This window comes from Pengzhenrongella phosphoraccumulans, assembly GCF_045689905.1.
Lineage (GTDB): Bacteria > Actinomycetota > Actinomycetes > Actinomycetales > Cellulomonadaceae > Pengzhenrongella > Pengzhenrongella phosphoraccumulans.
Map to the genome: position 1 here is coordinate 4,891,180 of NZ_CP144210.1, position 22,149 is coordinate 4,913,328.

Consider the following 22,149-nt stretch of genomic DNA (forward strand, 5'->3'; position numbering starts at 1 on the left):
TCCTCGACGGTGGATACCCCGACCCACTCGCGATCTATGACCATGCGTTCGCCGGAACGGAGGGCCAGCAAACAGTATGCCGACGCGTCGGCAAGCATGTGGCGCTGCGCTTCCCTGACCCCCTCGGTCGCTGCGACGAGGCGGGCCGCGTCATCCCCCACGACATCGTCGTACAGCCGCCGCTCGCCGTCGAGGTCCGCTCCGTCGAGGATGGACAGCGACTCGTCTGGCCGCGGCTTGCCGATGCCTACTCTCGCGTGTGGGACCTGCCGCAGCCGCCCTCTCCAGCGGATATCCACCTATAGGCCCCTCGGCAACGACCTGGGCAGTCTCAGCAACGACGCGACCGTCTCGGCCGATAGCTCGTGCGTCGGGGTGCAAGTCGCGTAGCGCCGACGGGCGAACTACCCGGTCGGCAAGGGCCAGGGTGCAGTTGCCCTCAGCAAAGTATTCGCGATCTTGATACCCGGGTCGGAGCCGCCAGATCGCGACGTTGGACATTCGCGGGCGCCACCCCCGTCGGTGAATAATTGGGCGGTTCCGATCACCCTCCCTCTCGTCCCGAAGAACGAGACAATGGCAGCAAACGCGGCACGGGACCTTGACAGTAAATCCCACCCACCGCCAGATGCAGACTGCCATAATGACCTCCATGAGCGAGAGCAAAGCGCCGTGGGACAGCAAGCCCGACGACTGGAAGGACGTTCCGGCAGGCGTCTTTGAGCATGCCAAGCGCCAGACGATGGCTGCGCTCAACACCGGCGGGCCGCGGCCGGTCGGCCCGAGGCTTGCCTACTACTACGACCGGGACCGGAACTACGCCGGTGCGTCCTTCGCGAGCATGTACCCCAACGATCCGAATGATTTGACCGCGACCGACCTACACGCGGTCAGCCTGCTCAGCGTGACCGTCGGCCCGCGCGCCACTCGTCGATTGCTCAACGACGGCCCGGAACGCAACGAAATCCTCAAGGCGCTCCGCCACGTCCCGGTCACTGACCTGCAGGTGGCCGGGCCCGAGGCGCTCGCCGCGATGGGCGCGCTCCAGGAGTCCATCAAATCCCACCTCTCCGCACCGGACACGAAGTTCCCGAACAGGTGGGTCACTGCGGCCAAGATCTGCGCGCGCAAGCGCCCCTCGCTCTTCCCGGTACGCGACCGAGTCGTGTGCGAGTACCTTGGCCTACTCCGCCGCGGTTCCTGGCAGATCGACTACCAGGTCTTCCGGTCGCTGATTGGTGACGCCGAGGTCGTCCACGCATGTGACGCCGCCGTGAGTGCTGCGCACGATGCCGCGAGCGACCGGCGTCTCGTCCTGGATACCGAAATGCTCCGAGTTCTGGACGCCGCACTGTGGACCTATCCCGACAAGGAGTAGCGCGACACTGATCGGCACCCACTTGGTCGGCGCAGTACTTACGGAGGTACGAATTGGAGGCTTTCGAGTCTTTTGTGACCCTCGCGCTCGAGGCTGAAGGCCTCGTGGTGTCCGAGGCGGTCAAGTTTCCCGTTACTCGTCAGACCGCCAAGGTTTCGCACGTAGAGACTCAGACCCATGGTTTCGAGGTTGACCTGGTCGCCGCCTCGGCGAAGCGACTCGTGCTGGCCACGGTCAAGTCCTTTCTCGGCTCACGCGGTGTTGCCGCCGAGCATGTGATCGGGGAAGCGGAGCCCCGTGCGAGCAAGCGCTATGCGATGCTCAACAATCCGGTGGTTCGTGACGCTGTTCTTGAGGGCGCTTCGAGGCGATACGGCTACTCCCCCGACCAGATCGAGTTCCGCCTCTACGTTGGGAGATTCGCCGGGGAGAAGACAGGTTCGCACGAGAGTCGCATTCGGGCGTGGTGCGGAGCGCAGGCGATCGGCGCGGGCTCAGTTCGGGTGTTCGGGCTGCAAGAAGTGGCGAGGGCAGCTCGCCGAGTCGCACTAAGTCCCACCTACCGCGACAATCCGGCACTCGTAGCGATTAAGGTCCTCGAGGCAGCGCACATGCTGACACCCCTTCCGCCGAGCGAGGCTTCCGAGGAGCAGGTGTACTGACCAAGACCATCGTTGACATGGCGATAGACCCTTCGGGTCGAGTGTGGAGCACATCTAGGGCACTCACTCGGGAGTTCGGAGATCTCTCGTTCTCACGCTGACGCCCGGTTGACTCCCGCAGGCGGGGTAGGGCTCGCGCACCTGCCGGCGGCCGATGACGACGACGTACGCCCGTGCCCTGACCGCCGCGTGGGAACTGCAGCGCGACGCCTGACTCAGCGGCGCGTGGGCGCCAAAAGCGCCACGCACTCGACGTGGTGAATCATCTGGAACAAGCGGACGGCACTCCAGGCGAGCTCAGAAGCCGAACAGTTTGCCGAGCGCTGAGAAGATGGCGTCGAAGGTCTTGGCTATCGGGTTGCTGGGTCCGTCGGGGCTGGATTTCTGCCAGAAGAACGGATGGAGCCCTGTGAACTCGTCGTCGACAAGTGGGGTTCTGCCCCACAGGTACGGCCAGAACACCTCGGTCCGATTGACACCCACGGTCAGGCGAGAGTCGAAGCCCATCACCAGGTTCTGTTCCATTCTCGTAGACGTACCTCGAGGGCTCGTCGCCACGACATCGCCGCTGCCCTGGACGATCAGGCTGCCGCTGCCAGCGAACATGATGTAACGCACCTGCCACGTCGCGAAGGATTGAATGCCCCACCGCCAGCGTGTCTCCAACTCCGGCATGCCGATGACGCCCACAACGTGCTTCGGTTGCATAACCAAGCCCGGGTGGTCGATGAAGTCGATGCGCATCAGGTACGAGTTGGGGTCATCGGGCGTTGCCAGCGTCGCCGAGCTGCCGCCCTCATCTCCGGTGATCCGACTCAGTCCGTGGAGCCCAGCCGCGAAGCTGATGAACGGCGACGTCCAGTCGTAGAGAAGTCGGCTGCGAATCTTGCCTTGCACGGGACGTACGTGTTCCGACCGCGCGGTCAACACCTCACCGGCGCCCAGCTGGATCGTCATCGTCCGCAGGGCAGCGGTGAAGCGAAGGTCGGGAGCCGCGTTCTCAGACCCAGCCGCCAGGTGGATCGGCTTGTGCGCCCGACTCACCATCGGCATCAGCAGGAAGTAGCTGACGATGCGCAGGGCTCCGGGCAGGACGAGTGCGAGCAGCGCGATGGCAGCCAACCACTTCCACGACTGGGCCCACTGGTTGACGACCCATCCCACCCCGGATGCCTGGGCTTCCTCCAAGCTCTTCTCTTCGGCCTTCTTCTGGCCCAGCTCCGACTCTTTGTTGTCGATCTCTCTTTCGACGAGGGACCGGTCGCCGCCTTGGTTGAGTTGATCGAGCTTCTGCTGCTTGGTCAGGGCGGGGTCGCCAAGGACAGCGGCGTCCTCTCCGGCCTGGCCAAGGTTTCGTTCGAGGGTGTGCAGCGCTTCGTCCGCCTTCTCGACCGCCATCTCAGCGGACTTGCAGGCTTCGTTGCGGAACACCCATCCGATGAACTCCGGAACGGGGCCGCAGACCTTGTCACCCAGACGCTCGATCTCTGCCTTCTTCTCGGTGACATTGCGGCGCCCCTCCTCGATCTCAGCGTCGATCTTGCCCTCCAGCGACGCGATCGCTTGGCTCTGGCCTTCCGCGGCAGTGCTCCTCAGTTGCTCCAGGTCCTCATCCAGAGTTGCTCGTTCCTCAGCCACCTGTTGCAGTCGATCCCGTTCTGCTACGGCTTCCCGGAGAGTTGGGATCAAGGCTTGAGTGAGCAGATAGCCGAGAAACAAGGACAGCAACAGCGCCCCAAACAGACCCAACTTCCTCAGCACGAAGCCGAGAACAGACGAAATCAGACGCATGCGCGCGATTCTAGTTCCCGTACCGTCACAGCCAATACCGCCCGGCGCCTACGCGCAGCGGCCGAGGCCCCAATCAGCCGATGGCCAGGGAACTCACCGCTTACTGGTCGCAAATGATTGAAACCAGGACTTCTTCAAGGCCACGGATATGGCGCCTGGTGCGGCACGGCGTTAGCCCGATCGGTGGGCGCGTGTGGGTGACGGCTGCGACGGTCCCAATGAGCGACGCGGCAACGGGCCGAGCCGACAACGAAAGGGAGTCTCTGATGAGCCGCCAGCCGACGCGCAGCCGATCGATGCGCAGCCAACTCTGGGACCTCGTGCCACTGGCCCTCGGCCTGCTGTTGATGTGGGTCGTCGTCACTGACGCGGGCGGCTTGCGAACCGCGGCGGCTACGTGGATGAGCAATGCAATCACCGGCGCGGTCAGTTCACCCGGAGCATGATCTCCGCGATGCAACCCGAGGTGATTCAAGTGCCAGCGCTCGGGATCGGCGATCTCGTGGTCGTCGGCAGGCTGGGTCATGACGTCTGGGAAATCGTGAAAGTCCGGCACGGGGTCGCACGAGTCGCCGCTCGGTCAATCCATGTGGAGTGCGGACGGATGCAGTCGATCCCGCTCAAGCAACTGAACCGGTACGACCCCGACGAGGGCGAGGGCACCTAACTCCCGCCCGCGTCGCTCCTTGGCAGCGCTCCCGAGTTCGACCGACCCCGGACCCGGTGCGCCAGGCGCTAGCTCATTTCTCTACCTGCTCAGGTTGACGGCCACCCACGATTCGATGCGCTCGTTGCGAGCGACGACAAACGCGATCGAGGCGTCACGGAACCGTGTGTACGTCGCGAGATCGCCAGGTACCGCCGCCGTCGCGAAGTTGTCGAAGTCAGTGAAGAATTTGACGCGGCCGTCGATGAGTAAGTCCTGCAGTAGGAAGAAGTCCACGTAGCCGCGGAAGTCATTGAACAGTGCGAAGAAGTCATCGTAACGCGCCAGAGTGGCGCCCAGCGGGGTGTGGATGTCACCCGAGTAGTAGCGGCGGACGCACTCGAGAGTCATGTCCATGCGATCGGCGATCCTGCGATTCATCCCGCGTGCCATGTTGATGGTGTGCTTCCCATCAACCCGGTTGCTTGGAAAGATCATCATCCCGCCGATCGTGTACCCGATGGCTTCGAACCGTTCGACATCGCTCTTTGGAAGTTGGTGCATCAACTCAGCCGTCGACTGCCAGTAGCTGTATGTGGCGATGACAGAGTCGCTGCTCAGGAAGTACTCGCCGATGTCGGAGCTGTGGTGCAGGTAGGTCCACGCGGTGGTGACGTCAAGGTCAAAGGCGTGGCCGCTCGGTAGCGGCTTACTCCAGAGCAGTTGATGGTAGCGGCGGAGCGTCGGACTGCTCTGGTCTGGGTCGTCAGTCCTCGCATCGGTGCGGAAGTCGAAGGTGGTTTCGACAAGCATGTCTATCCTTCCGGTCCGGCGCTGAGCGTGTTGAACTGACCGCGATCCAAGCCGTGGTTCGACACTCGGGCGAGTCGACGACGTGGCCCACTCCCCTACTTTCCCAGTTGAGTTCCGATCTTTGGTCATCTTCTCGGACGGGTCACAGTTGAGGGCCTTTGAGGTCCTCCGATGCGGTCCTGGTCTGCCGGGCCGCATCGACTCCCCAGGGGGCTCCAGGTATGGCGATCGGCTTCCTGCGCGAGAGCTACCTCTCCCGAATTGCTCCGTGGATCCATCGCCTGCACGACCTCACCGAACGGTCCGTCGTGTGTCACACGTTGATGAGTGCCGAGACCGACGCGATCTGCGGCGCCGAGTACGGCGCCCGCAGCCCGGACGTGTAACCCGGACACGGCGCGGCCAAGCGCGCAGGCCTTGGCGCTCCTCGCTCCGAGCGGGGTTCGGCCCATCAACGCCGGTTCAGACGGATCTGATCCCCCGGTGGCGATTACCGTGAACCGCCCATCCCGGGCGATACATCCACGAATTGCGCCAGTGTCGCTGCACGCGTCGAAACTCATAATTGTCAGGGTCACACGGAAAAAGGTTGCCGATCTACGCTCATACGCATGACAAGGCCGTCAACGAACTCGATCGAAAAACTGCATGAGGAGCGCCTCCTGATGGTGCTGGGTCGTCGCGGACCCATGACCCGGGCCGAGTTGTCTATCGCCCTGCAACTGGGGCGAAGCACGATTTCGGCGATCGTGACTGCGCTGACGGCCAGGGGCGTCGCTGTGCAAATCGCCAGCGCACCGCAGCTGAGGCGTGGGCGACCGACCGGACTCGTTGGCTTGGACCCGACCGCCGTCTACGCCATGGGGGTCGACTTCGGCCACGCTCGCGTCTGGGTGATGGCGCTAAATGCAGTCGAAGAAGTCGTGCATTCCGGGGTTGCCGTCTATCGAACGGACTCCACCTGGGCCGACCGTGCCGAGCTGGCAGTGGGCCTGATCCAATCCCTGGGGTTCGACGCTCGGCACCTGGGTCCCCTCCGCGGGGTCGGTATTGGCGTGCCCGGACCGCTCATTTCTCTCGACGCCGATCCGGCCCTCCCCCATCCGGACGAGCCCGAGCGAGCGAGGGTAGTCCGGACGAGGCTCTCCGAACTACTGCAGGTGCCCCTCTTTGTGGACAACAACACCCGCTATGCGGGTCTCGCTGAAGCAGCGACGCAAAGCGACCGGCACATCGACGACATCCTCTACGTCCGCTGCTCCGACGGCGTCGGGGGTGCCGCGGTGACCTCGGGTCGCCTGCTGCGCGGCGCGCAAGGGCTCGCGGCCGAGATCGGCCACCTCACCGTTGACCCCAACGGTGTCGTGTGCGATTGCGGCCGGGTCGGGTGCCTAGAAACCATCGCGTCGGTCCCGGCGGTCCTGGCTGAGGCACGACGCGTCGGAGTCGAGGTGGCAGACCTCAAGGACCTGGCTTCCGTGCTCGCCACCGGACCCGGCCCGCTCGACGAGGTGGTTGACCGCGCCGGCCAGGCCGTTGGCCAAGTGCTGGCGCAGGCAGCGGTCCTGCTCAACCCAACCGAGATCGTCATCGGCGGTCCCCTGGTCGCGGCAGCACCGCGTCTCATCGACGCGGCCGCCCGTACCTACGCGAGCCTGCTCGGCGACCGGTTCACGGCCGCCCCGGTACGACCCGCAGCACTTGGCGATGAAGACGGTGCCCGCGGCGCCGCCCTCGTCGTGATTCATCAGTCGGTCCTCTTGTCCGACTACGCCCTGCCTGAGGTCTCCATGCAGTGATGCACGCCCCCAGGCAGAACTCCCGAAAGGTATCCGCATGAAACCGTCCGACTCGTCAAGGCTGACGACGTCCACCCCTACCCACGCAATGAGCCCCATCGTTCGGGCGGCTCGACGCCGCGCAATCGGCGCCGCAGCGGTCGCGTCGATCTCCGGGTTGATGTTCGGCTGGGACGCAATGTCACTGAACGTGGTGAAGAAGGCGCTGGTCTTTCATACCGAGGCAAGCAATGGTGCGCTCGGATTCGCGATCTCGTTTGGTGTGCTCTCCGCCGTGGTTGGCGCCTTTGCCTCCGGCCGACTGTCTGACCGCATCGGCCGCCGTCTGATCATGCAGCTCTCGGCCGTGATCTTCTTCGTCGCCTCGGTCGGCACCGTGTTCGTCGGATCGAGCATGCCTCTGTTCCTGTTCTGGCGCTTCTGGTCCGGCATCGCGATGGGCGCGTCAATGACGATCGCCCCGGCGTACATCTCGGAGATCGCCCCAGCAGATCTCCGCGGTCGCCTCGTGTCACTAAGACAGGCCTTCTTAATCCGGCTCTACGAAGTTAACCGGGCAACGGTGGGGTGGGTCGTGGACGTAGTGGGCCCGTGACCTCGGTGATCATGGCTGTATCGAGCAGGACATGGTCATAGAGCGAGGTCACGGGCTTGGTTCAGGGTACGCATGTGCAGGGGGTCCCTCCGGTCGTGGTTTCGGGGGTGTCGCGGTTGTTGGACCTGGAGGGGTTGGCGGTCCGGGAGATCACGGCGGACGGGTGCGGTGGTCGGGTCGTGCACGTGGTCACGGCGGACCTGGCGGCGTCGGCGTGCCCGTCGTGCGGGGAGTTCTCCACCGCACTCAAGGGCCATGTGACCACGAGGCCGCGGGACATCCCGTATGGGACCAGGCCGCTGCGCCTGGTGTGGCACAAGCAGCGGTGGCGGTGCGTGGACCAGCGGTGCGCGCGGGGCTCGTTCACCGAACAGGTCCCCGCCGCGCGGCCCGGGGCGCGCCTGACGCGGCGGTTGCGGGCCGAGCTCGCCGACGCGGTCGCAGTCCAGCACCGGTGCGTGGCCGAGGCCGCGGAGTTCTACAAGGTGGGGTGGTCCACGGTCCACGACGCGTTCGTCGCCCGCGTCGACCCGGTCCTGGCGAAGCCCCTGCCCCTCGTGCGGGTACTGGGCATCGACGAGACCCGACGTGGCAGACCGGTCTGGGCCCACGACCCCGACACCGGCCGGTGGGTGCTGGCCTGCGACCGGTGGCATACCGGGTTCGTGGACGCGGACGGCACCGGCGGGCTCCTCGCGCAGGTCGAGGGCCGCTCAGCAGCCTGCGTGTCGGGGTGGTTGCTCGCTCAGCCGGCGTCGTGGCGGGCCGCGATCACGCACGTGACCATCGACTTGTCCGCGTCGTTCGCCAAGGGTGCCCGCGACGGCCTGCCGGGCGCCATCCAGGTCGCCGACAGGTATCACCTGGTCCAGCTCGCCAACGACACCACGACCGCGGTCCGTCAACGCACCGTGCGGGAGGCCACCGGGCGTCGGGGCCGCAAGATCGACCCGGCCTGGCAGGTCCGGCGCCAGCTGCTCACCGCACACGAGCGGCTGCGTCCGGCGAAGTTCGCCACGATGTGGAACGCGCTGCTCGACACCGGCGAGGCGGGCGTGGAGATCCTGGGCGCCTACATCGTCAAGGAGGACCTTCGTGCGTTGCTCGCTCTGGCCGGGACCCATCCCGAGCGGGCCGTGATCTGTCGGCGGCTGACCACGTTCTACGAGCACGCCGCCGCGTCGAGCGCACCCGAGGTCCACCGACTCGCCGCGACCGTCGACCGGTGGTGGCCGGCCGTGCTGGCGGGCCTCGAGACGGGGTACTCGAATTCACGGTCGGAGGGCTACAACCGCCTGGCCAAACACGTGGGAAGAGACGCTTTCGGGTTCAGAAACCCGGTCAACCAACGCCGCCGCATACGCTGGGCATGCACCCGTCAGCACCGACGGGCGGCAGCCGTGAAAACCCCGCTGCCCGGCTAACTTCGAAGAGCCCTTAATCCTGGGCCTATTCGCTGCTGGACTCATCGGCGATGGCCTACTCGGCGCAGCGAAGGCCCCCGGCGGCGACGCTCCGCAATCCACCGGCGTCCTGACCATTCTCGGTGTGCACCTCGAGGTCTGGCAGTGGGCGTTCGCTTCGGTCGCCGTTGGGGGCGTGCTGTACCTGGTTTCCGCCTTGTTCATCCCCGAGTCGCCGCGGTACCTCATGTCCAGAGGCCGCATCAACGAGGCGCGCGCTGTGCTGACTCGGACACTTGGCCCGGTGTCAGCGGACGAGCGCATCGTCGCGATCGCAGCATCCTTCCGGAACGCACGCCGGCCTCGCTTCTCCGATGTACTGAACTCACGACGCACGAACATCAAACGAATCGTCTGGGTGGGCATCGGCCTGGCCGCACTGCAGCAACTCGTCGGAATCAACGCGATCTTCTACTACTCGACGACCATCTGGGCCACGCTCGGTTTCGGCGAGCAACAGGCACTGCAGCAGACGCTCATCCTCACGGCCGTGAAGGTCGTCGCGATCATTTGCGGCATCCTCCTCGTCGATCGGGTGGGCCGGCGCCCACTGCTGCTGACCGGCTCGATCCTGATGTCCGCGGCCCTGGTGGTCACAGCGTTCATCATGCTGACCGCGCCGCGCGGCGCTTCCGGGAACCCTGATCTGCACGACTCGAAAGGCCTCGCGGTACTAGCCCTCGTTGCCATGTGCGCATACGTGTTTGCGTACGCAGGCACGTGGGGGCCGATTATGTGGGTCCTGGTTGGCGAGATGTTCCCCAATCAGATTCGCGGCGCCGCGACGTCGATTGCGGGCAGCGCGGAATGGACGGCCAACTATGCGGTCACGCTGACATTCCCCGTGTTAGCTGCCTGGTCGATCGGCACCACCTACGCCATGTACGCCGTCTTCGCCCTGATCAGCATCCCGTTCGTCCTGCGTCTGGTACCCGAGACGAAGGGGCGCGAGCTGGAGGAGATGGACGCCCTCGAGGCCCAACCCCCGCAGACCTCGACCCCCGCGCTTACCCCGGTCAATTGAAAGGAACCCTTCTGATGCCAAGCACCCGCACCAACATCATCATGCTCATGACCGACCAGCACCGGGCCGACAGCCTCGGTTGCTACGGAAACCAGACATGCCGCACGCCGACCTTGGACGCACTCGCCGCCGCCGGTACCCGATTCGACCGCTGGTACACGCCCACTGCGATCTGCACCCCGGCCCGCGCCTCGCTGATCACGGGCTGGGCGCCGTTTCGGCACAAGCTGCTTGCCAACGAAGAGCGCAACGTCGGCTACATCGAAGACCTTCCGGACGATCAGTGGGCATTCCCGCTGGCGCTGCGCGAGGCCGGGTACAACGTCGGGCTGATCGGCAAGTGGCATGCCGGCGTGCACCGTACGGCAGCGTCCTTCGGGTTCGACGGTCTCGACTACCGAGGGTGGCACAACACCATCGACCACCCGGACTACTTGAAGTACCTCGACCAGAACGCGTACCCGCCGTACGAGATCTCGGACAGGATCCGCGGTTCGTTCCCCAACGGCGAGCCGGGCAACCTGCTGGCCGCCCGCCTCCACCAGCCCGTGGAGGCCACCTTCGAGCACTACCTGGCCGACAAGGCGATCGAGCACCTGCGCCAGTACGCAGAGGAGTTCCGCACGTCCGAGCGCCCATTCTTCCTGGAGGTCAGCTTCTTCGGTCCGCACCTGCCGTACGTCGTGCCGGACGAGATCTTCGACATGTACGACCCCGACGACGTCACACTGCCCGAGTCGGTCACCGAGACGTTTGACGGTAAGCCGCCGGTGCAGCGCAACTACTCCGAGCACTGGGGATTCGACACGATGACGGCGGAGCAGTCGCGCAAGCTCATCGCCATCTACTGGGGTTACGTGACGATGATCGACCGCGAGATGGGTCGGATCACCGCCGTGCTCGAAGAGCTGGGGCTGACCGACTCGACAGCCCGGGTGTTCAGCTCCGATCACGGGGAGTTCACGGGCGCCCACCGGCTGCACGACAAGGGCCCGGCCATGTACGAGGACATCTACCGGACCGGCGGCGTCATGGTCGTACCCGGCGCGCCGGCGGGCCAGGTCAACGACGAGTTCGTCTCGCTGCTCGACTGCACCGCGACGTTCATGGAGTTGGCCGGGCTCGATCCGGCGCCGGCGGTCGACTCGCGCTCGTTGCTGCCGCTGGTGCGCGGCGAGGACGTGCCGTGGGACCGGTACATCCTCGCGGAGTTCCATGGGCACCACTTCCCAGTGGCTCAGCGCATGATACGCGACGAGCGGTACAAGCTCATCTGCAACCCCGAGTCCGTCAACGAGCTGTACGACCTGCAGTCGGACCCGTCCGAGCTGCACAACCGCCACGACGACCCGGCACTCCTCGACGTGCGTGCCCGACTCACCGGCGAGCTCTACCGCCGCCTCCGCGCACGTGGAGACAAGTTCTACCACTGGATGTCGTCGATGTACTCGGTCGGCGAACTCGACTACGACCCGACCCTGTCGGGCCTCGATGAGGCCACCTACCAGCCATCCGCGGGCGCCCCGGTCACGACCTGACCGACGACATTGCCCACACGGTAAAGCCGGCGGGCCCCCGATATTCGGGGTCCGCCGGCACGACGAGAGGTGACGCGCATGATCCCCGAACCGAAAAACGCGCGCCAACTGGCGTTCTCCGTGGTGGCCAAGCCCAACGGTGCGGCGTGCAATCTCGATTGCTCGTACTGCTTCTTCCTATCGAAAGAGCTCTTGTACGACGACGCGCGGCAGCGGATGTCCGAGGAGGTGCTCCGCGACTACGTGCGCACCTTCCTGTCCAACCAGCCCGACGGCGAGGTCACCCTTGCATGGCAGGGTGGTGAGCCGACCATGCGCGGCCTGGAGTTCTTCGAGCTCGCGGTGCGCCTGGGACACGAGTACGCCCGTGCCGAGCAACAGGTCGTGCACACGATCCAGACCAACGGGATCTTGATTGACGACCGCTGGGCGACGTTCCTCGCACATGAGAAGTTCCTCGTCGGCCTCAGCCTGGACGGTCCCGCGCAGATGCACGACACCTTTCGCACCAACCGGGCCGGGCGGGGGACCCACGACCAGGTCGTCGCCGCATGGCGAATCCTGCAGCGGCACGACGTGTCAACCAACTTCCTTTGCACGGTGAACGCAGCCAACCAGGACCATGGCGCGGAGGTCTACCGCTACTTCACCGACGAGCTCGGCGCCACGTTCTTGCAGTTCATCCCAATCGTCGAGCGCGCCACGATTACCGAGCTGCCCACGCTGGAGCAGGGTTGGCGCACCGCCAGCGAGCATCTGCTGTACCGGCAGCAGGGCGACCTGGTGACCTCGCGCTCCGTGGACCCGGAGCAGTGGGGGAAATTCATGATCGAGGTCTACGACGAGTGGATCGCTCGGGACGTCGGGCGGGTCTACATCCAGCACGTGGACGGTGCACTCTCGGCGATGTTCGGCCGGTACCCCACCTGTGTGCACTCCCCGGACTGCGGCAACGCGCTCGCCGTCGAGTACAACGGCGACGTGTACTCATGCGATCACTGGGTCGAACCGGACTGGTTGCTCGGCAACCTGGCCGAGCACGACTTCGCCGAGCTGACCCAGACGCCGCGACACCTAGATTTCAACCTCAAGAAGGCCAGCGAGCTCACCGACCAGTGTGTGCGCTGCCCCGTGCGCAACTTCTGCCACGGCGGGTGCCCGAAGGACCGGTTCGCCACATCGCGCGACGGGCAGCCCGGCCAGAACTACCTCTGCGCCGGGTACGAGGCATTCTTCGGCCACATGCGGCCCGACCTCGTGGCCATGGCCCGGTTGGTCAGGAAAGGACGCGCACCCGCAGAGATCATGCGTCCGGAAGTACGTGCCGCGCATCGCCCGGGCGAAAGCGAAGTTGGTCAGCAAGCGGGACCACACCACCTCGCGAGGAGCATCCAATGAGCCAGTCGGCTTACGCGACGATTGGCGCGATCGAGAACAGGGCCGCGGCCCAGGCTCCTCTCGCCGAGTTCGTCAGCGTCACCGAACGCGCGCCATCAGGTTCCCAATTCCACCTCGCCCATGGAGAACACCGCGCGACGATCACCGAGGTCGGTGCCAGCCTGCGTGAGTACTCCGTCGGGGGCGGGACGTGATCACGCCGTTCAGAGCGGACGAGATTGCCCCGGCCTGCCACGGCGCGGTCCTCATCCCGTGGCCGAACCGCCTGGCAGACGGCCAGTACACCTATGACGGCGCCACCTACCAGCTCCCGCTTACTGAGCCCGGGCGCCGTACGGCGCTGCACGGCCTGGGTCGCTGGGAGCGGTGGACCCTGATCAACCACGACGCCGCAGCTGTGACCCTCGAGCTCGCGCTCGTCCCGACGCCCGGCTACCCGTTCACGCTCCGGCTACAGATCACCTACAGACTCTCGGACGACGGGCTGCAGGTCCGCACGGTTGCCACCAACGAGGGAGCCAACACCGCGCCGTACGGTGTCGGGTTCCACCCATGGCTGTCTCCCGCGGGTGCCTCCCTCGACGAATGCACCCTGCGCCTGGACGCGACCACCCGCGTCACCACGGACGACCGTCTGCTACCGACCGGAACCGAAAAGGCCGCCGGCGACTTCGACTTCCGCACCCCTCAACTTCTCAACGGCATCGCTCTCGACGACGCCTACATCGATGTTATCCGCGACGACGATGGCCTGTCCTGGCTGCAGCTCGCCGCACCGGACGGTTTGGCGGCCGCCGTGTGGATCGACGCCACGATGGACACCTGGCAAGTCTGCACCGGGGACTCCCTCGCCAATGTCAGGGCCCGTCGCACCGGGCTGGCGGCTGAGCCGATGAGCTGCCTTGCCAATGCTTTCCGGACCGGAGACCATCTGATCCACCTCGCACCCGGCACGCACCACGAGGTCACGTGGGGCGCCAATCTCCTATCGACCGAGAAAAACGAACTACGAAGTGGGGACGTTTGAGTAACGCGCACTCGAGTACTTCTCAGACGAGAGTTGCACCCCGGCCACTACCGTAGGACGCTCGCTTTTCCGAGCACTCCCGACTCTCAGCACAGCACATTCGATTCCGAGTTGATTTACGAAGCGAGACTCATGACTGATTTAGTGCGGCGATTTCCCGATCGAGTTTATCGACACGGTTCGGAGCCTGATGCCCGCTTCAGTCTGGCGAACGAGCGAACATTCCTTGCCTGGATCCGCACTTCTCTCGCACTCTTGGGCGGAGGGGTGGCCCTCGAGTCCCTCGCCCTCGGCATGCATCCTGGATTCCGCCTCGCGGCTTCAGTGGTGCTGATCTTGACTGGAATGCTCACACCACTTCAAGCATGGATCGGATGGTCCCGAACAGAACGTGCACTTCGCTTGGGGACTGCGCTCCCAGCCGCAATGTTCGCCCTGCCGATCGGCATCGCTGTTGTCGTGGTGGGCGTCTTGATCTTCCTCGGACTGGTCCTGCCTTGACCAACCAGACTCTCTTCGACCCGGGACTCCAACCCGAGAGGACCGCGCTTGCATGGCGCCGTACTTCCCTAGCGCTCGGGACCGCGTCGTTGTTGGCGGTCAGGGTGCTGGGAGAGTTCTTCGGCACCTGGGCGGCGATGACTGCTGGATTCGGCGTACTCGCCGCTGTATGGATCACTTTCCTCGCGCACCGACGACACGGTGTCGTCCTATCGGCTCTCACATCCCGCGCGAGCCCGGAGGGGCAACTCCCGTCCGGTGGATTGCTCGCTTTCACCGCATCGTTCGTCCTCGCGGCCGGCCTGATTGCACTCATCCTCGTGCTCGTCACCGCGCCGTGAATCGACACGCCCTCGACGAATCCGCGGTCGTCGCAAGGTGCGCTGTGCAGGCTTTGCTCACGGGTCAGCGACAGCGATCTCGTCTTCGACGATCCGCACCCTGACTGTCGTCAAGCAGTGGGTCGCCCGGCTGAGTAGCGCTGCGTGGCACGCAACGACAAGCATGCAATGCACAGCTTGATCGTGCGCAATGATCGAATCATGATCGACATCGAGCGTGTCTGGCGTCGGATCGAACGCCACGCCGGAGAGAACTTCCGAACGATCACGGGTCTGCCGTTCACCTACACCGTCCCTGGAAACTACCTTCGGACAAGCAGAACGGTTCGGAACCTCTCGCGGACGAACTTCGTGAACGCGTTGGCCCTGATGCCCGCGAAAAGTCCAGTCGCACTGAAAGGGCTTCAAGGCGCGTCGTGCCCCTGGGCCATCCTGATGGATCCTCGTGTTCGGGAAGGTGACTGGTGACAGTTCGCCACATCGAGAGCGACGAGGCAGGTCAGCGGTCGTTCAGCATCGAGTGCGTCGGCGCCTACGTCGACATCGGTAGTCGACTTCGGGTCACCGGCCGGCCGGGAAGCTGCCGGCCACGCCCCCTGGAACGTGATCCACGTCCCACCCGCGGCGCCTTCTAACGTCAGCAGACGAGGTCCTTCACCCTGACCAACTCGGCGATCTTGACGGCGATGTCCGCCATCGAGTCCTCCGCGGTGCTCAGCCCGCTGCGGGAGCCGAACACTGGGCTCACGTCCCTGAGAGCTTCGAGCGTCGTCCCGTCGAGACAGGACAGAAAAACGATCGATTCTGAGACCGTCGCCGCCGCTCGGCGACACACCCGGGGCGGGCGTCTCAGAACCCGTGTCCGAAACCTCGCTTCACGAATCTGTACTTAGCACGTTTGTGCGACGCTCATGGCATGACGGAGGATCTGCCCGGCGGAGCACCCACGGCGACATCCAGCACTCGCAGTTCCGGCCACTCCCTTGGGTATGCGCGAGTCTCGACCGTAACCCAAGACGAAGCGCTCCAACTCGATGCGCTGCCAGAAGCCGGGTGTGAGCGGATCTGGGTCGATCATGCGTCAGGACGCACCATGTCTCGCCCGGAACTCGACTTATTGCTGGGTACTCTGCTTCCGGGCGACGTTCTCACGGTCTGGCGCCTCGACCGGCTCGGCCGCGACCTTCGCGATCTCCTTGCCCTCGTCGCGGAACTCAACGCGCGGGGAGTCATCTTCCGCTCTCTCCGAGAAGCCATCGACACGTCCACCCCATCCGGGCGGTTGGTGCTGGCCATCTTTGCCTCGCTGGCAGAGTTCGAACGCGAGCTGATTCGAGAGCGCACGCTAGCCGGCCTCGAGGCCGCCCGCGCACGTGGCCGAGTCGGTGGCCGCCCGACGGTCATGACCCCGATCAAGCTCCGTGCCGCTCGTGCGCTGATATCCAGTGGCGCGACCGTGACCCAGGCCTCAGCCGCCATCGACGTGTCACGTGCATCGCTCTACCGCGCCTTTTCGGCCGAGAACCCAAAGCGCTGAAACGACCGCCCTTACCCCGTGCCGTCCTGGCAACGCTGGTGCGTACCAAAGTGTCCGCAGCGGGGGCACGTTGCTTCCAGTACGGGTGCTTTCGGACGACTTTCGCTGTGCGGCACGGACGCTTCAGATCCGGCCATCACTAAGGATGCAGTTCGGTCGCTTGCGCAGGTCGTCCGTGACGAGTCGGCGCAGCGGGATCTCGCCCGTGCCCTCGAGGCTCGGCTGGCGGCACTGCAGCGCGACGACGTCGCGGTCCGTAATGCGCAGGACGAGCAGGCAAACTGGTCGACCATCGCGACGAGCAGCGCTCCGAGGCGCCAGTCGTCATCCAGCGCTGGGTCGGCGACACAAAGACGTTCGGCGACAACTGGGACCAGGCCGAGGCGGTCGAAGACCAGCGCGCCGTGCTGGACGATGCGCTGGTCGCGGTGTGGGTCGTTCGTGGCCGTCCGAGTCGCAGTACGGCCGCACGGATCCTGTCCCAACTGGTGTTCGAGTGGAAGAGGCCCGAGGGCCTCGGCTGGATCGAGGCACCGGACGACGCGGCTTTGTCCGCCTGGGCGGAGCAGCGACCCGATCCGAGCCACGGTTAGCGGCAGCACGCCCCCTCGGTCATTCGGCCCGGGGGCCTCGTCCTTCCGCCGGGGGCTAGACAGAGCCAGCCTAGGATCTCGCGAAGGCCTACTGGACGCGTGGATCCCCATAGTCTTGGACTATGCCAATGCAGGGAGATCCAACCGCAGAGACCATTCGGTCAGCGTTCGACGACGTCGAGCGTCGAGCGACGATCGCAAAAATCAAATCGGCGCGATTCATAATTTCATCCGAAGGCTACCCAGATGTCGGCATGCTAGAAATCGACATTCCAAATGGGAAGACGACTCGAACTATTGAGGTCGAGTCGACGCACATCGAAGACTTGGCTGCTATTCAGTTTGAGGCTTTTCATTTCCTGGGTGACTACAATGCAATATTGAATACCACCACTGGTGAAATCGAGGCGGCTCTTGCTTCGGGTACATCTTCGAACGGCGTGACTATGGTCTCGAGCCTCTGGCGCCTTCCCGGGGTGGAAGTCCTCGACGAGAACTATCCCGAGTCGGACATCGCACCTCCCCTCCGGCGAGCGAAGCCAGGAAAATGGCACGTTACGGTCGCGAGTGGTGACCGCAGTTTACAGATCTCCCCATCGTCTTCGACTTTAAAAGCCTTCATTCCGGGCAGAGCCAATCAAACATCGCTGAAGATTGTTGGCGAAACTAGTCGAACTCAAAAAGAGGCATTGGCGATTCTTGAGACCACCGGGAATGCTTTCCTCTTCGATTTGGACATGCGTTACGACACAAATATCTCCTTCGCTGAGCGGCGCGGTAGTCGCCCGACCTCCGCAGTCCAGGCACTAGAAGAAGCGCCGAACTACCCACAGAACCGCTACTCGGACGCACCGCTCTCGCTCTACAGGTACGGGCGCGCGGCATCCGGCTTGCCCCTACTTCAGTACCTAGCTTTCTATCAAACACTTGAGTATTTCTTTCCGATCTTCGCGCGCGAGGAGGTTGCGCAGAGAGTCAGATCAGAATTGGCCAATCCAAGATTCAGTCCTTCAAGCGATGAAGCAATCTCGAAGATCATTGCGCTCGCACTGGGAGGAGGTTCAAACCTCGGAAGAGAAAGAGACCAGCTGCGCTCTACAATTCGGGCATGTGTCGACGAAGACACCCTAATAAAATTCATCCAGAGTACACCGGAATATACTGCCCACTTCACAAGCAGTCAAGCAAAGTCCATTCAAGGCGTCGATTCTCTTCGGTTAACCCCCGCCAAAGGATCGGCTGAACTAATTGATCAACTAGCGGATCGGATCTACGCAATCAGGTGTCGGATTGTTCATACGAAGCAAGACGGGGGGGCACCGGGAGTTGATCTATTACTTCCGTCGAGCGCCGAGTCGAATGCTCTGCCGCCTGAGGTTGACCTACTTCGGATGCTCGCTCAACGGGTAATTGTGAACCGCTCGACACGCTTGCGCACATAGATCCCGAGATGAGTTCGCGACAAATTCACGCTCCGAAAGGGAAGAACGCGGGCGTGTGTACCGCTGACGTGCTCCCGACGGCGTCCGAGCGGCCCTACTCGAGCGCGCTCTGCGGTTGGATGCGAGTTTGGACACAACAGAGAAGCCCCAGGCCACGGCCGTGCGAGACACAACCATGCTCGCCAGCTACGGCGTGATCTTGCTAGTCGTCGGCGTCATGATGACGCTTACGCCGCTGATCTTCACGGGGCTGCTCATCGGTGGCATGGGCATCGCGATGATCACCGTCGGGATGCTGCGCCGGTACCGCTAGTCCGACACGCCTGCGCCCATCCTCGAAGCCTCACGACCCGGGGGTGGGCGCGCTCGGGCGTTCTGGGCAGCGGGGGGATGCCTCAGACGCCGAGCGGCACTGGCGTCTACGGTGTTTCCCCGGTGTCCCCGACCTCGCGAACCACGAGGCCGAGTGCCTCAGTCATGTCCGCGACTTCGCTCACAGACCCCTCTGTCGCTACCCTTGCCTGCTCTTGAAACCAGTCGGAAAGCGATTTTCGGTCTGCGAATTCCTTGCTCAGAGCAATACCACCAATTGCTGCTCCTAGGGCGGCTGCTCCCCCAATAGCTCCCGAGGCGCCACCCGAGACGCGGAACCCGGCAAGGACGCCGAGCGCCCTGCGTTGCGAGACGCCGAGCCGCACCCCTTGCGTGACACCGAGCCGCAAGAGTGCCGCGCTGGCTCCGTCCAACTCGTTGACTTCCCACCATGCAGCCCTGCCGGCTAGGTCTGTGGGCTCCATACCGAGCGCGATAGCGAGCTTTCGCAAGGTTCTTGCACTGGGAGCCTTCTTGCCCTGCTCGACCTTGGCGAGCATCTCAAGGCTCACCCGATCGCTGGGATCTGCGGCCGTTCGTTCGACGAGGTCCTGGCGCGTGAGTCCTCTGGCTTCGCGCAAAGTGCGCACAACGGCACCCAGACTGCGCTTCTGATCTTCGTCCATAGTCCAGAAGGGTACCCGCTCGGTGCTTGACAAGTCCATGCTCGGCCCAGCACTCTAGGTCCAGCAGAGTACGCATCGGGTACCTGAACAGGTCCCCATCCCGATGCATTGGACCTCAATCGGCGGAGTGTGGAAAAGATGAATGAGATTGCAAACGAAGTTGGAGCAGCTGTGGAGCAGTACGTCAAAGAGGTCGGTCAGCGCGCCAAACGGGTAGCCAACGACCCCGCACTCCGAGCGTTCGCCGTCGAGTTCATTGAGGAGATTCGCCGCTCGTGGGATCGTGCCGGCAGTCCAACGGCAGCGTGAACCGAGATCCACGAGGGCTGGCTCAAGCGATGATTCGCGGTAAATGCCCGCGCGTGCGCGACTGCCGCACGACGCCAGCGAAGCGGGAATAGTCGGGAGACTGTAGGTCGATTCGTCAGTCATACGATGGGCAGCGGACCGCGCCAGTGGCCTGTTCGGTCCGCCTACGCTTCTCGTATGGCGAAGAGAAGGTCCGGCGGCCCGAGGGTGCAGACAGGAGCGGGGTACTGCTGCTGCTCGCACTGGTGCGGCTCCCCGTCGCTGGCGGCCCCCACCCAAGCCGACACGCGAAGAGCTCGCCGCCCTTGCGGTTGAGCTTGGCCCGATCACCTCGGTGGAGCCTGCGGGTCGCCGAGTAGACGGGGCTCCTGAATTGGGTCCCGGGCAGGTCTTCGTGACGAGGTACGGGCGCTTGTTCCACCAGGGGTGGTGCCAGACGATTGCCAACTACTGGGACAAGAACGAGAACCTGTCCGTCACCGACCATGACCTGGTGGGCGCGCGGACGCCATGCCCGGAGTGCTGCGTCTGATTCAGACCGCTGGAGGGCGGCCGTGGCCGGCCCGGAACCTGTAGCACTGAGATCCGCTCCCATCCCCGAGCGCGAAGGCCGCGGATGAATGCGCTGCGGATAGCCGCAGTTTCACGCAGTACTCGCCCTGCGGAGATGCCGGCCGACCTGCTCGCGACCCCTCCGTGGGCCGTCTACAACGGCGACCGAACTTGAGCAGATGCGACCCCGGGGCGTCCTCACGTGCGACGCATGGGTCCACCTGCGGACAACCCCAAAAGTTGCAAAGACATCCGCGGCGGCACGACAAGCGAGAGACTGCGGACGTGAGTGACGCAGACGAGACGAGAGTGACCCTTCCTGGCGGTAGGGCAACGGGCACGACGAGCCCTATGTCCGCACTGGCCAGCACACTGACCATACTGCGCGGCCCAACCTCATCTGGCCAACCAAACAGCTACCGCAAATCGACGAACGGCACGTCGCCGTGAATGAAGAATCCGGGAAAAGCGATTTCTTCGGACGACCACTCCCGGAACATGTGCCAGCTTTCCGCCACGAGCATGGCCGCGAACGGACGATCCTCTTCATTCTAATGTTTGATGCCGGCATCGCATTTCTCGGCGGTCAATTGGCTATCAATCTCTCGACGACCAGACGAATGCTCGATTCTTGGTCCTCAAGTTTTGTTCCTATCGGACCAGGATGGGTGATTCAATTCTTTGGTCTTCTGATCGCAACCCTAGGCTTAAGTTCGATCGCCGCGCGTATCAAGAGAATCAATAGACTGAAACACGTACTTGATTGGCATGGTTGGCGAGCCACCGCAAACTTCCTCCTCATGAATCCAAGAGCATTCAGAGAATACTTCAAATCAGAGGTCTGGGTCGCGGAACTGGAAGAACCTCGTCTCGAATTCGGGCTTTGGCGGTGGGCGCTGCAAATGGATATCGTCAATAAAAGAACAGGTACCCAGAAGACGCGGACCGGGCAAGCGGAGGCGCCGACCCGCGTGGATATGATGAAAGATCCCGAAAAGTACAGGGATTGGCGATGGGTACTGCATTCTACTTCGTTCAGAGAAGAACTTGCGCGAGCCGATCATGAAGGAGTCTTCATTCGTTCGACTCGAAGCCGCGCAATGAACAATCTGTCGATGATCTCGTTAGCTGCTCTGCCATTTGCGATCTGGCTACCAATGTCTGACGAGACAATTATCAGGGATGGCGACGCAGTGTGGCTCGTCTGTGCGGGGTCGGGTGCACTACTGGTCGCCCAATCCGTTCTGGTCGTGAGGCTTCTTCTTGAGGGAACAGGCAAGACATCCTTTTGGTGGCAGGTGGCGAGAAACAACGGCTACGGCTTTCTTGTTATGAGATTCGTCACCTTGTTTTCGCTTCTCATTGGCAGTTTTAGCGGTGCGTATTGGGTCCTGTCAACGCTTGAACCGATGTCATTCAACGCAAGTCTATCAAAAGTCGATTCTATCTACTTCACTCTTACAACCTTCACAACAACCGGATTTGGGGATATTCAACCGGCGACTCAGATTTCGCGAATTCTGGTGTCGTTGCAGATGATCTTCGGGTTCTTCGCTGTATCGATTGGCGTAGCAGCCGCCTTGGCTCGAGCTAGTTGGATGCCTCCGCGTACCGACCCCCCTCTGCCTTTTCGGGCTCAGCCGCCACGACGGCGCAAGAAATAGCACCATTTTCAAACGCCAATCTGCCGAAGCGATCCCGGCTGCTGGCTTTCGTGATCGCCCACTGCGCCCCACTGCTGG

23 protein-coding genes and 1 pseudogene are annotated in these 22,149 nt (G+C 63.7%); 20 read left to right on the forward strand and 4 right to left on the reverse strand.

Annotated elements, in window-relative coordinates; all coding sequences use genetic code 11:
* Positions 1 to 652 precede the first annotated feature (652 nt).
* A complete protein-coding gene (locus tag VTA80_RS22755) occupies positions 653 to 1,378 on the forward strand; it encodes a DUF6308 family protein (protein ID WP_407343340.1) in 726 nt (241 codons plus the stop codon).
* A gap of 53 nt (positions 1,379 to 1,431) precedes the next feature.
* On the forward strand, positions 1,432 to 2,040 hold the full coding sequence (locus VTA80_RS22760) for a hypothetical protein (protein WP_407343341.1): 609 nt from the start codon (positions 1,432 to 1,434) through the stop codon (positions 2,038 to 2,040).
* A 297-nt stretch (positions 2,041 to 2,337) separates the two neighbouring features.
* Here VTA80_RS22760 and VTA80_RS22765 read toward each other — a convergent pair whose 3' ends face one another.
* Positions 2,338 to 3,831: a hypothetical protein gene (locus tag VTA80_RS22765; protein WP_407343342.1), complete on the reverse strand. Its 1,494-nt coding sequence runs from the start codon at positions 3,829 to 3,831 to the stop codon at positions 2,338 to 2,340.
* 266 nt (positions 3,832 to 4,097) lie between these two features.
* Between VTA80_RS22765 and VTA80_RS22770 the strand changes: the two genes are divergently transcribed.
* Positions 4,098 to 4,277 (forward strand): hypothetical protein, encoded by a 180-nt coding sequence (locus VTA80_RS22770; RefSeq protein WP_407343343.1) that lies wholly within the window; start codon positions 4,098 to 4,100, stop codon positions 4,275 to 4,277.
* A complete protein-coding gene (locus VTA80_RS22775) occupies positions 4,274 to 4,498 on the forward strand; it encodes a hypothetical protein (protein WP_407343344.1) in 225 nt (74 codons plus the stop codon). Before VTA80_RS22770 ends, VTA80_RS22775 begins: the two co-directional genes overlap by 4 nt.
* Positions 4,499 to 4,579: 81 nt before the next feature.
* Here VTA80_RS22775 and VTA80_RS22780 read toward each other — a convergent pair whose 3' ends face one another.
* Complete coding sequence (locus tag VTA80_RS22780; RefSeq protein WP_407343345.1) at positions 4,580 to 5,290, reverse strand: DUF6994 family protein; 711 nt, start codon at positions 5,288 to 5,290, stop codon at positions 4,580 to 4,582.
* 221 nt (positions 5,291 to 5,511) lie between these two features.
* Between VTA80_RS22780 and VTA80_RS22785 the strand changes: the two genes are divergently transcribed.
* From VTA80_RS22785 to VTA80_RS22845, 13 genes are all read left to right on the forward strand, one after another.
* Positions 5,512 to 5,676, forward strand: a complete 165-nt coding sequence (locus VTA80_RS22785) for a hypothetical protein (protein WP_407343346.1) — start codon at positions 5,512 to 5,514, stop codon at positions 5,674 to 5,676.
* A 225-nt stretch (positions 5,677 to 5,901) separates the two neighbouring features.
* Positions 5,902 to 7,089, forward strand: coding sequence for an ROK family transcriptional regulator (locus tag VTA80_RS22790; protein WP_407343347.1), 1,188 nt, complete (start codon positions 5,902 to 5,904; stop codon positions 7,087 to 7,089).
* 88 nt (positions 7,090 to 7,177) lie between these two features.
* A complete protein-coding gene (locus tag VTA80_RS22795; protein ID WP_407343348.1) occupies positions 7,178 to 7,684 on the forward strand; it encodes an MFS transporter in 507 nt (168 codons plus the stop codon).
* A gap of 56 nt (positions 7,685 to 7,740) precedes the next feature.
* The gene (locus VTA80_RS22800; protein WP_407341623.1) at positions 7,741 to 9,108 is read left to right on the forward strand and encodes an ISL3 family transposase; all 1,368 of its coding nucleotides are present in this window, start codon (positions 7,741 to 7,743) and stop codon (positions 9,106 to 9,108) included.
* 124 nt (positions 9,109 to 9,232) lie between these two features.
* On the forward strand, positions 9,233 to 10,171 hold the full coding sequence (locus VTA80_RS22805) for a sugar porter family MFS transporter (protein WP_407343350.1): 939 nt from the start codon (positions 9,233 to 9,235) through the stop codon (positions 10,169 to 10,171).
* A 14-nt stretch (positions 10,172 to 10,185) separates the two neighbouring features.
* Positions 10,186 to 11,709 (forward strand): sulfatase-like hydrolase/transferase, encoded by a 1,524-nt coding sequence (locus VTA80_RS22810; protein WP_407343351.1) that lies wholly within the window; start codon positions 10,186 to 10,188, stop codon positions 11,707 to 11,709.
* 78 nt (positions 11,710 to 11,787) lie between these two features.
* Positions 11,788 to 13,107: an anaerobic sulfatase maturase gene (locus VTA80_RS22815; RefSeq protein ID WP_407343352.1), complete on the forward strand. Its 1,320-nt coding sequence runs from the start codon at positions 11,788 to 11,790 to the stop codon at positions 13,105 to 13,107.
* Positions 13,104 to 13,301 (forward strand): hypothetical protein, encoded by a 198-nt coding sequence (locus VTA80_RS22820; protein WP_407343353.1) that lies wholly within the window; start codon positions 13,104 to 13,106, stop codon positions 13,299 to 13,301. Before VTA80_RS22815 ends, VTA80_RS22820 begins: the two co-directional genes overlap by 4 nt.
* A complete protein-coding gene (locus VTA80_RS22825) occupies positions 13,298 to 14,134 on the forward strand; it encodes an aldose 1-epimerase family protein (protein ID WP_407343354.1) in 837 nt (278 codons plus the stop codon). The genes VTA80_RS22820 and VTA80_RS22825 overlap by 4 nt, the downstream gene beginning before the upstream one ends.
* A 132-nt stretch (positions 14,135 to 14,266) precedes the next feature.
* The gene (locus tag VTA80_RS22830) at positions 14,267 to 14,635 is read left to right on the forward strand and encodes a YidH family protein (protein WP_407345841.1); all 369 of its coding nucleotides are present in this window, start codon (positions 14,267 to 14,269) and stop codon (positions 14,633 to 14,635) included.
* On the forward strand, positions 14,632 to 14,976 hold the full coding sequence (locus tag VTA80_RS22835; RefSeq protein WP_407343355.1) for a DUF202 domain-containing protein: 345 nt from the start codon (positions 14,632 to 14,634) through the stop codon (positions 14,974 to 14,976). Before VTA80_RS22830 ends, VTA80_RS22835 begins: the two co-directional genes overlap by 4 nt.
* 201 nt (positions 14,977 to 15,177) lie before the next feature.
* Positions 15,178 to 15,444, forward strand: a complete 267-nt coding sequence (locus tag VTA80_RS22840; RefSeq protein ID WP_407343356.1) for a hypothetical protein — start codon at positions 15,178 to 15,180, stop codon at positions 15,442 to 15,444.
* A gap of 448 nt (positions 15,445 to 15,892) precedes the next feature.
* Positions 15,893 to 16,513, forward strand: coding sequence for a recombinase family protein (locus VTA80_RS22845; RefSeq protein ID WP_407343357.1), 621 nt, complete (start codon positions 15,893 to 15,895; stop codon positions 16,511 to 16,513).
* 141 nt (positions 16,514 to 16,654) lie between these two features.
* On the opposite strand, the pseudogene VTA80_RS22850 reads toward VTA80_RS22845, so the two are convergent.
* Positions 16,655 to 16,780: pseudogene (locus VTA80_RS22850) on the reverse strand (CpaF family protein); the annotation flags it as partial.
* Positions 16,781 to 17,228: 448 nt separating this feature from the next.
* On the opposite strand from VTA80_RS22850, the gene VTA80_RS22855 reads away from it, so the two are divergent.
* The gene (locus VTA80_RS22855) at positions 17,229 to 18,548 is read left to right on the forward strand and encodes a hypothetical protein (RefSeq protein ID WP_407343358.1); all 1,320 of its coding nucleotides are present in this window, start codon (positions 17,229 to 17,231) and stop codon (positions 18,546 to 18,548) included.
* Between the two features lie 160 nt (positions 18,549 to 18,708).
* Positions 18,709 to 18,861 carry a hypothetical protein gene (locus VTA80_RS22860; protein WP_407343359.1) on the forward strand — a complete coding sequence of 51 codons (153 nt, stop codon included), beginning with the start codon at positions 18,709 to 18,711 and terminating at the stop codon, positions 18,859 to 18,861.
* 106 nt (positions 18,862 to 18,967) lie between these two features.
* On the opposite strand, the gene VTA80_RS22865 is transcribed toward VTA80_RS22860, so the two are convergent.
* Positions 18,968 to 19,546, reverse strand: coding sequence for a helix-turn-helix domain-containing protein (locus VTA80_RS22865; protein WP_407343360.1), 579 nt, complete (start codon positions 19,544 to 19,546; stop codon positions 18,968 to 18,970).
* A 1,307-nt stretch (positions 19,547 to 20,853) separates the two neighbouring features.
* On the opposite strand from VTA80_RS22865, the gene VTA80_RS22870 reads away from it, so the two are divergent.
* Positions 20,854 to 22,071 (forward strand): ion channel, encoded by a 1,218-nt coding sequence (locus VTA80_RS22870; RefSeq protein ID WP_407343361.1) that lies wholly within the window; start codon positions 20,854 to 20,856, stop codon positions 22,069 to 22,071.
* Positions 22,072 to 22,149: the final 78 nt, after the last annotated feature.

Coding starts and splice junctions, on each gene's coding strand:
- VTA80_RS22755 (WP_407343340.1), top strand. CDS start 653: ATGAGCGAGAGCAAAGCGCCGTGGGACAGCAAGCCCGACGACTGGAAG.
- VTA80_RS22765 (WP_407343342.1), bottom strand. CDS start 3,831: ATGCGTCTGATTTCGTCTGTTCTCGGCTTCGTGCTGAGGAAGTTGGGT.
- VTA80_RS22770 (WP_407343343.1), top strand. CDS start 4,098: ATGAGCCGCCAGCCGACGCGCAGCCGATCGATGCGCAGCCAACTCTGG.
- VTA80_RS22775 (WP_407343344.1), top strand. CDS start 4,274: ATGATCTCCGCGATGCAACCCGAGGTGATTCAAGTGCCAGCGCTCGGG.
- VTA80_RS22780 (WP_407343345.1), bottom strand. CDS start 5,290: ATGCTTGTCGAAACCACCTTCGACTTCCGCACCGATGCGAGGACTGAC.
- VTA80_RS22785 (WP_407343346.1), top strand. CDS start 5,512: ATGGCGATCGGCTTCCTGCGCGAGAGCTACCTCTCCCGAATTGCTCCG.
- VTA80_RS22790 (WP_407343347.1), top strand. CDS start 5,902: ATGACAAGGCCGTCAACGAACTCGATCGAAAAACTGCATGAGGAGCGC.
- VTA80_RS22795 (WP_407343348.1), top strand. CDS start 7,178: ATGAGCCCCATCGTTCGGGCGGCTCGACGCCGCGCAATCGGCGCCGCA.
- VTA80_RS22810 (WP_407343351.1), top strand. CDS start 10,186: ATGCCAAGCACCCGCACCAACATCATCATGCTCATGACCGACCAGCAC.
- VTA80_RS22815 (WP_407343352.1), top strand. CDS start 11,788: ATGATCCCCGAACCGAAAAACGCGCGCCAACTGGCGTTCTCCGTGGTG.
- VTA80_RS22820 (WP_407343353.1), top strand. CDS start 13,104: ATGAGCCAGTCGGCTTACGCGACGATTGGCGCGATCGAGAACAGGGCC.
- VTA80_RS22830 (WP_407345841.1), top strand. CDS start 14,267: ATGACTGATTTAGTGCGGCGATTTCCCGATCGAGTTTATCGACACGGT.
- VTA80_RS22840 (WP_407343356.1), top strand. CDS start 15,178: ATGATCGACATCGAGCGTGTCTGGCGTCGGATCGAACGCCACGCCGGA.
- VTA80_RS22845 (WP_407343357.1), top strand. CDS start 15,893: ATGACGGAGGATCTGCCCGGCGGAGCACCCACGGCGACATCCAGCACT.
- VTA80_RS22855 (WP_407343358.1), top strand. CDS start 17,229: ATGCCAATGCAGGGAGATCCAACCGCAGAGACCATTCGGTCAGCGTTC.
- VTA80_RS22865 (WP_407343360.1), bottom strand. CDS start 19,546: ATGGACGAAGATCAGAAGCGCAGTCTGGGTGCCGTTGTGCGCACTTTG.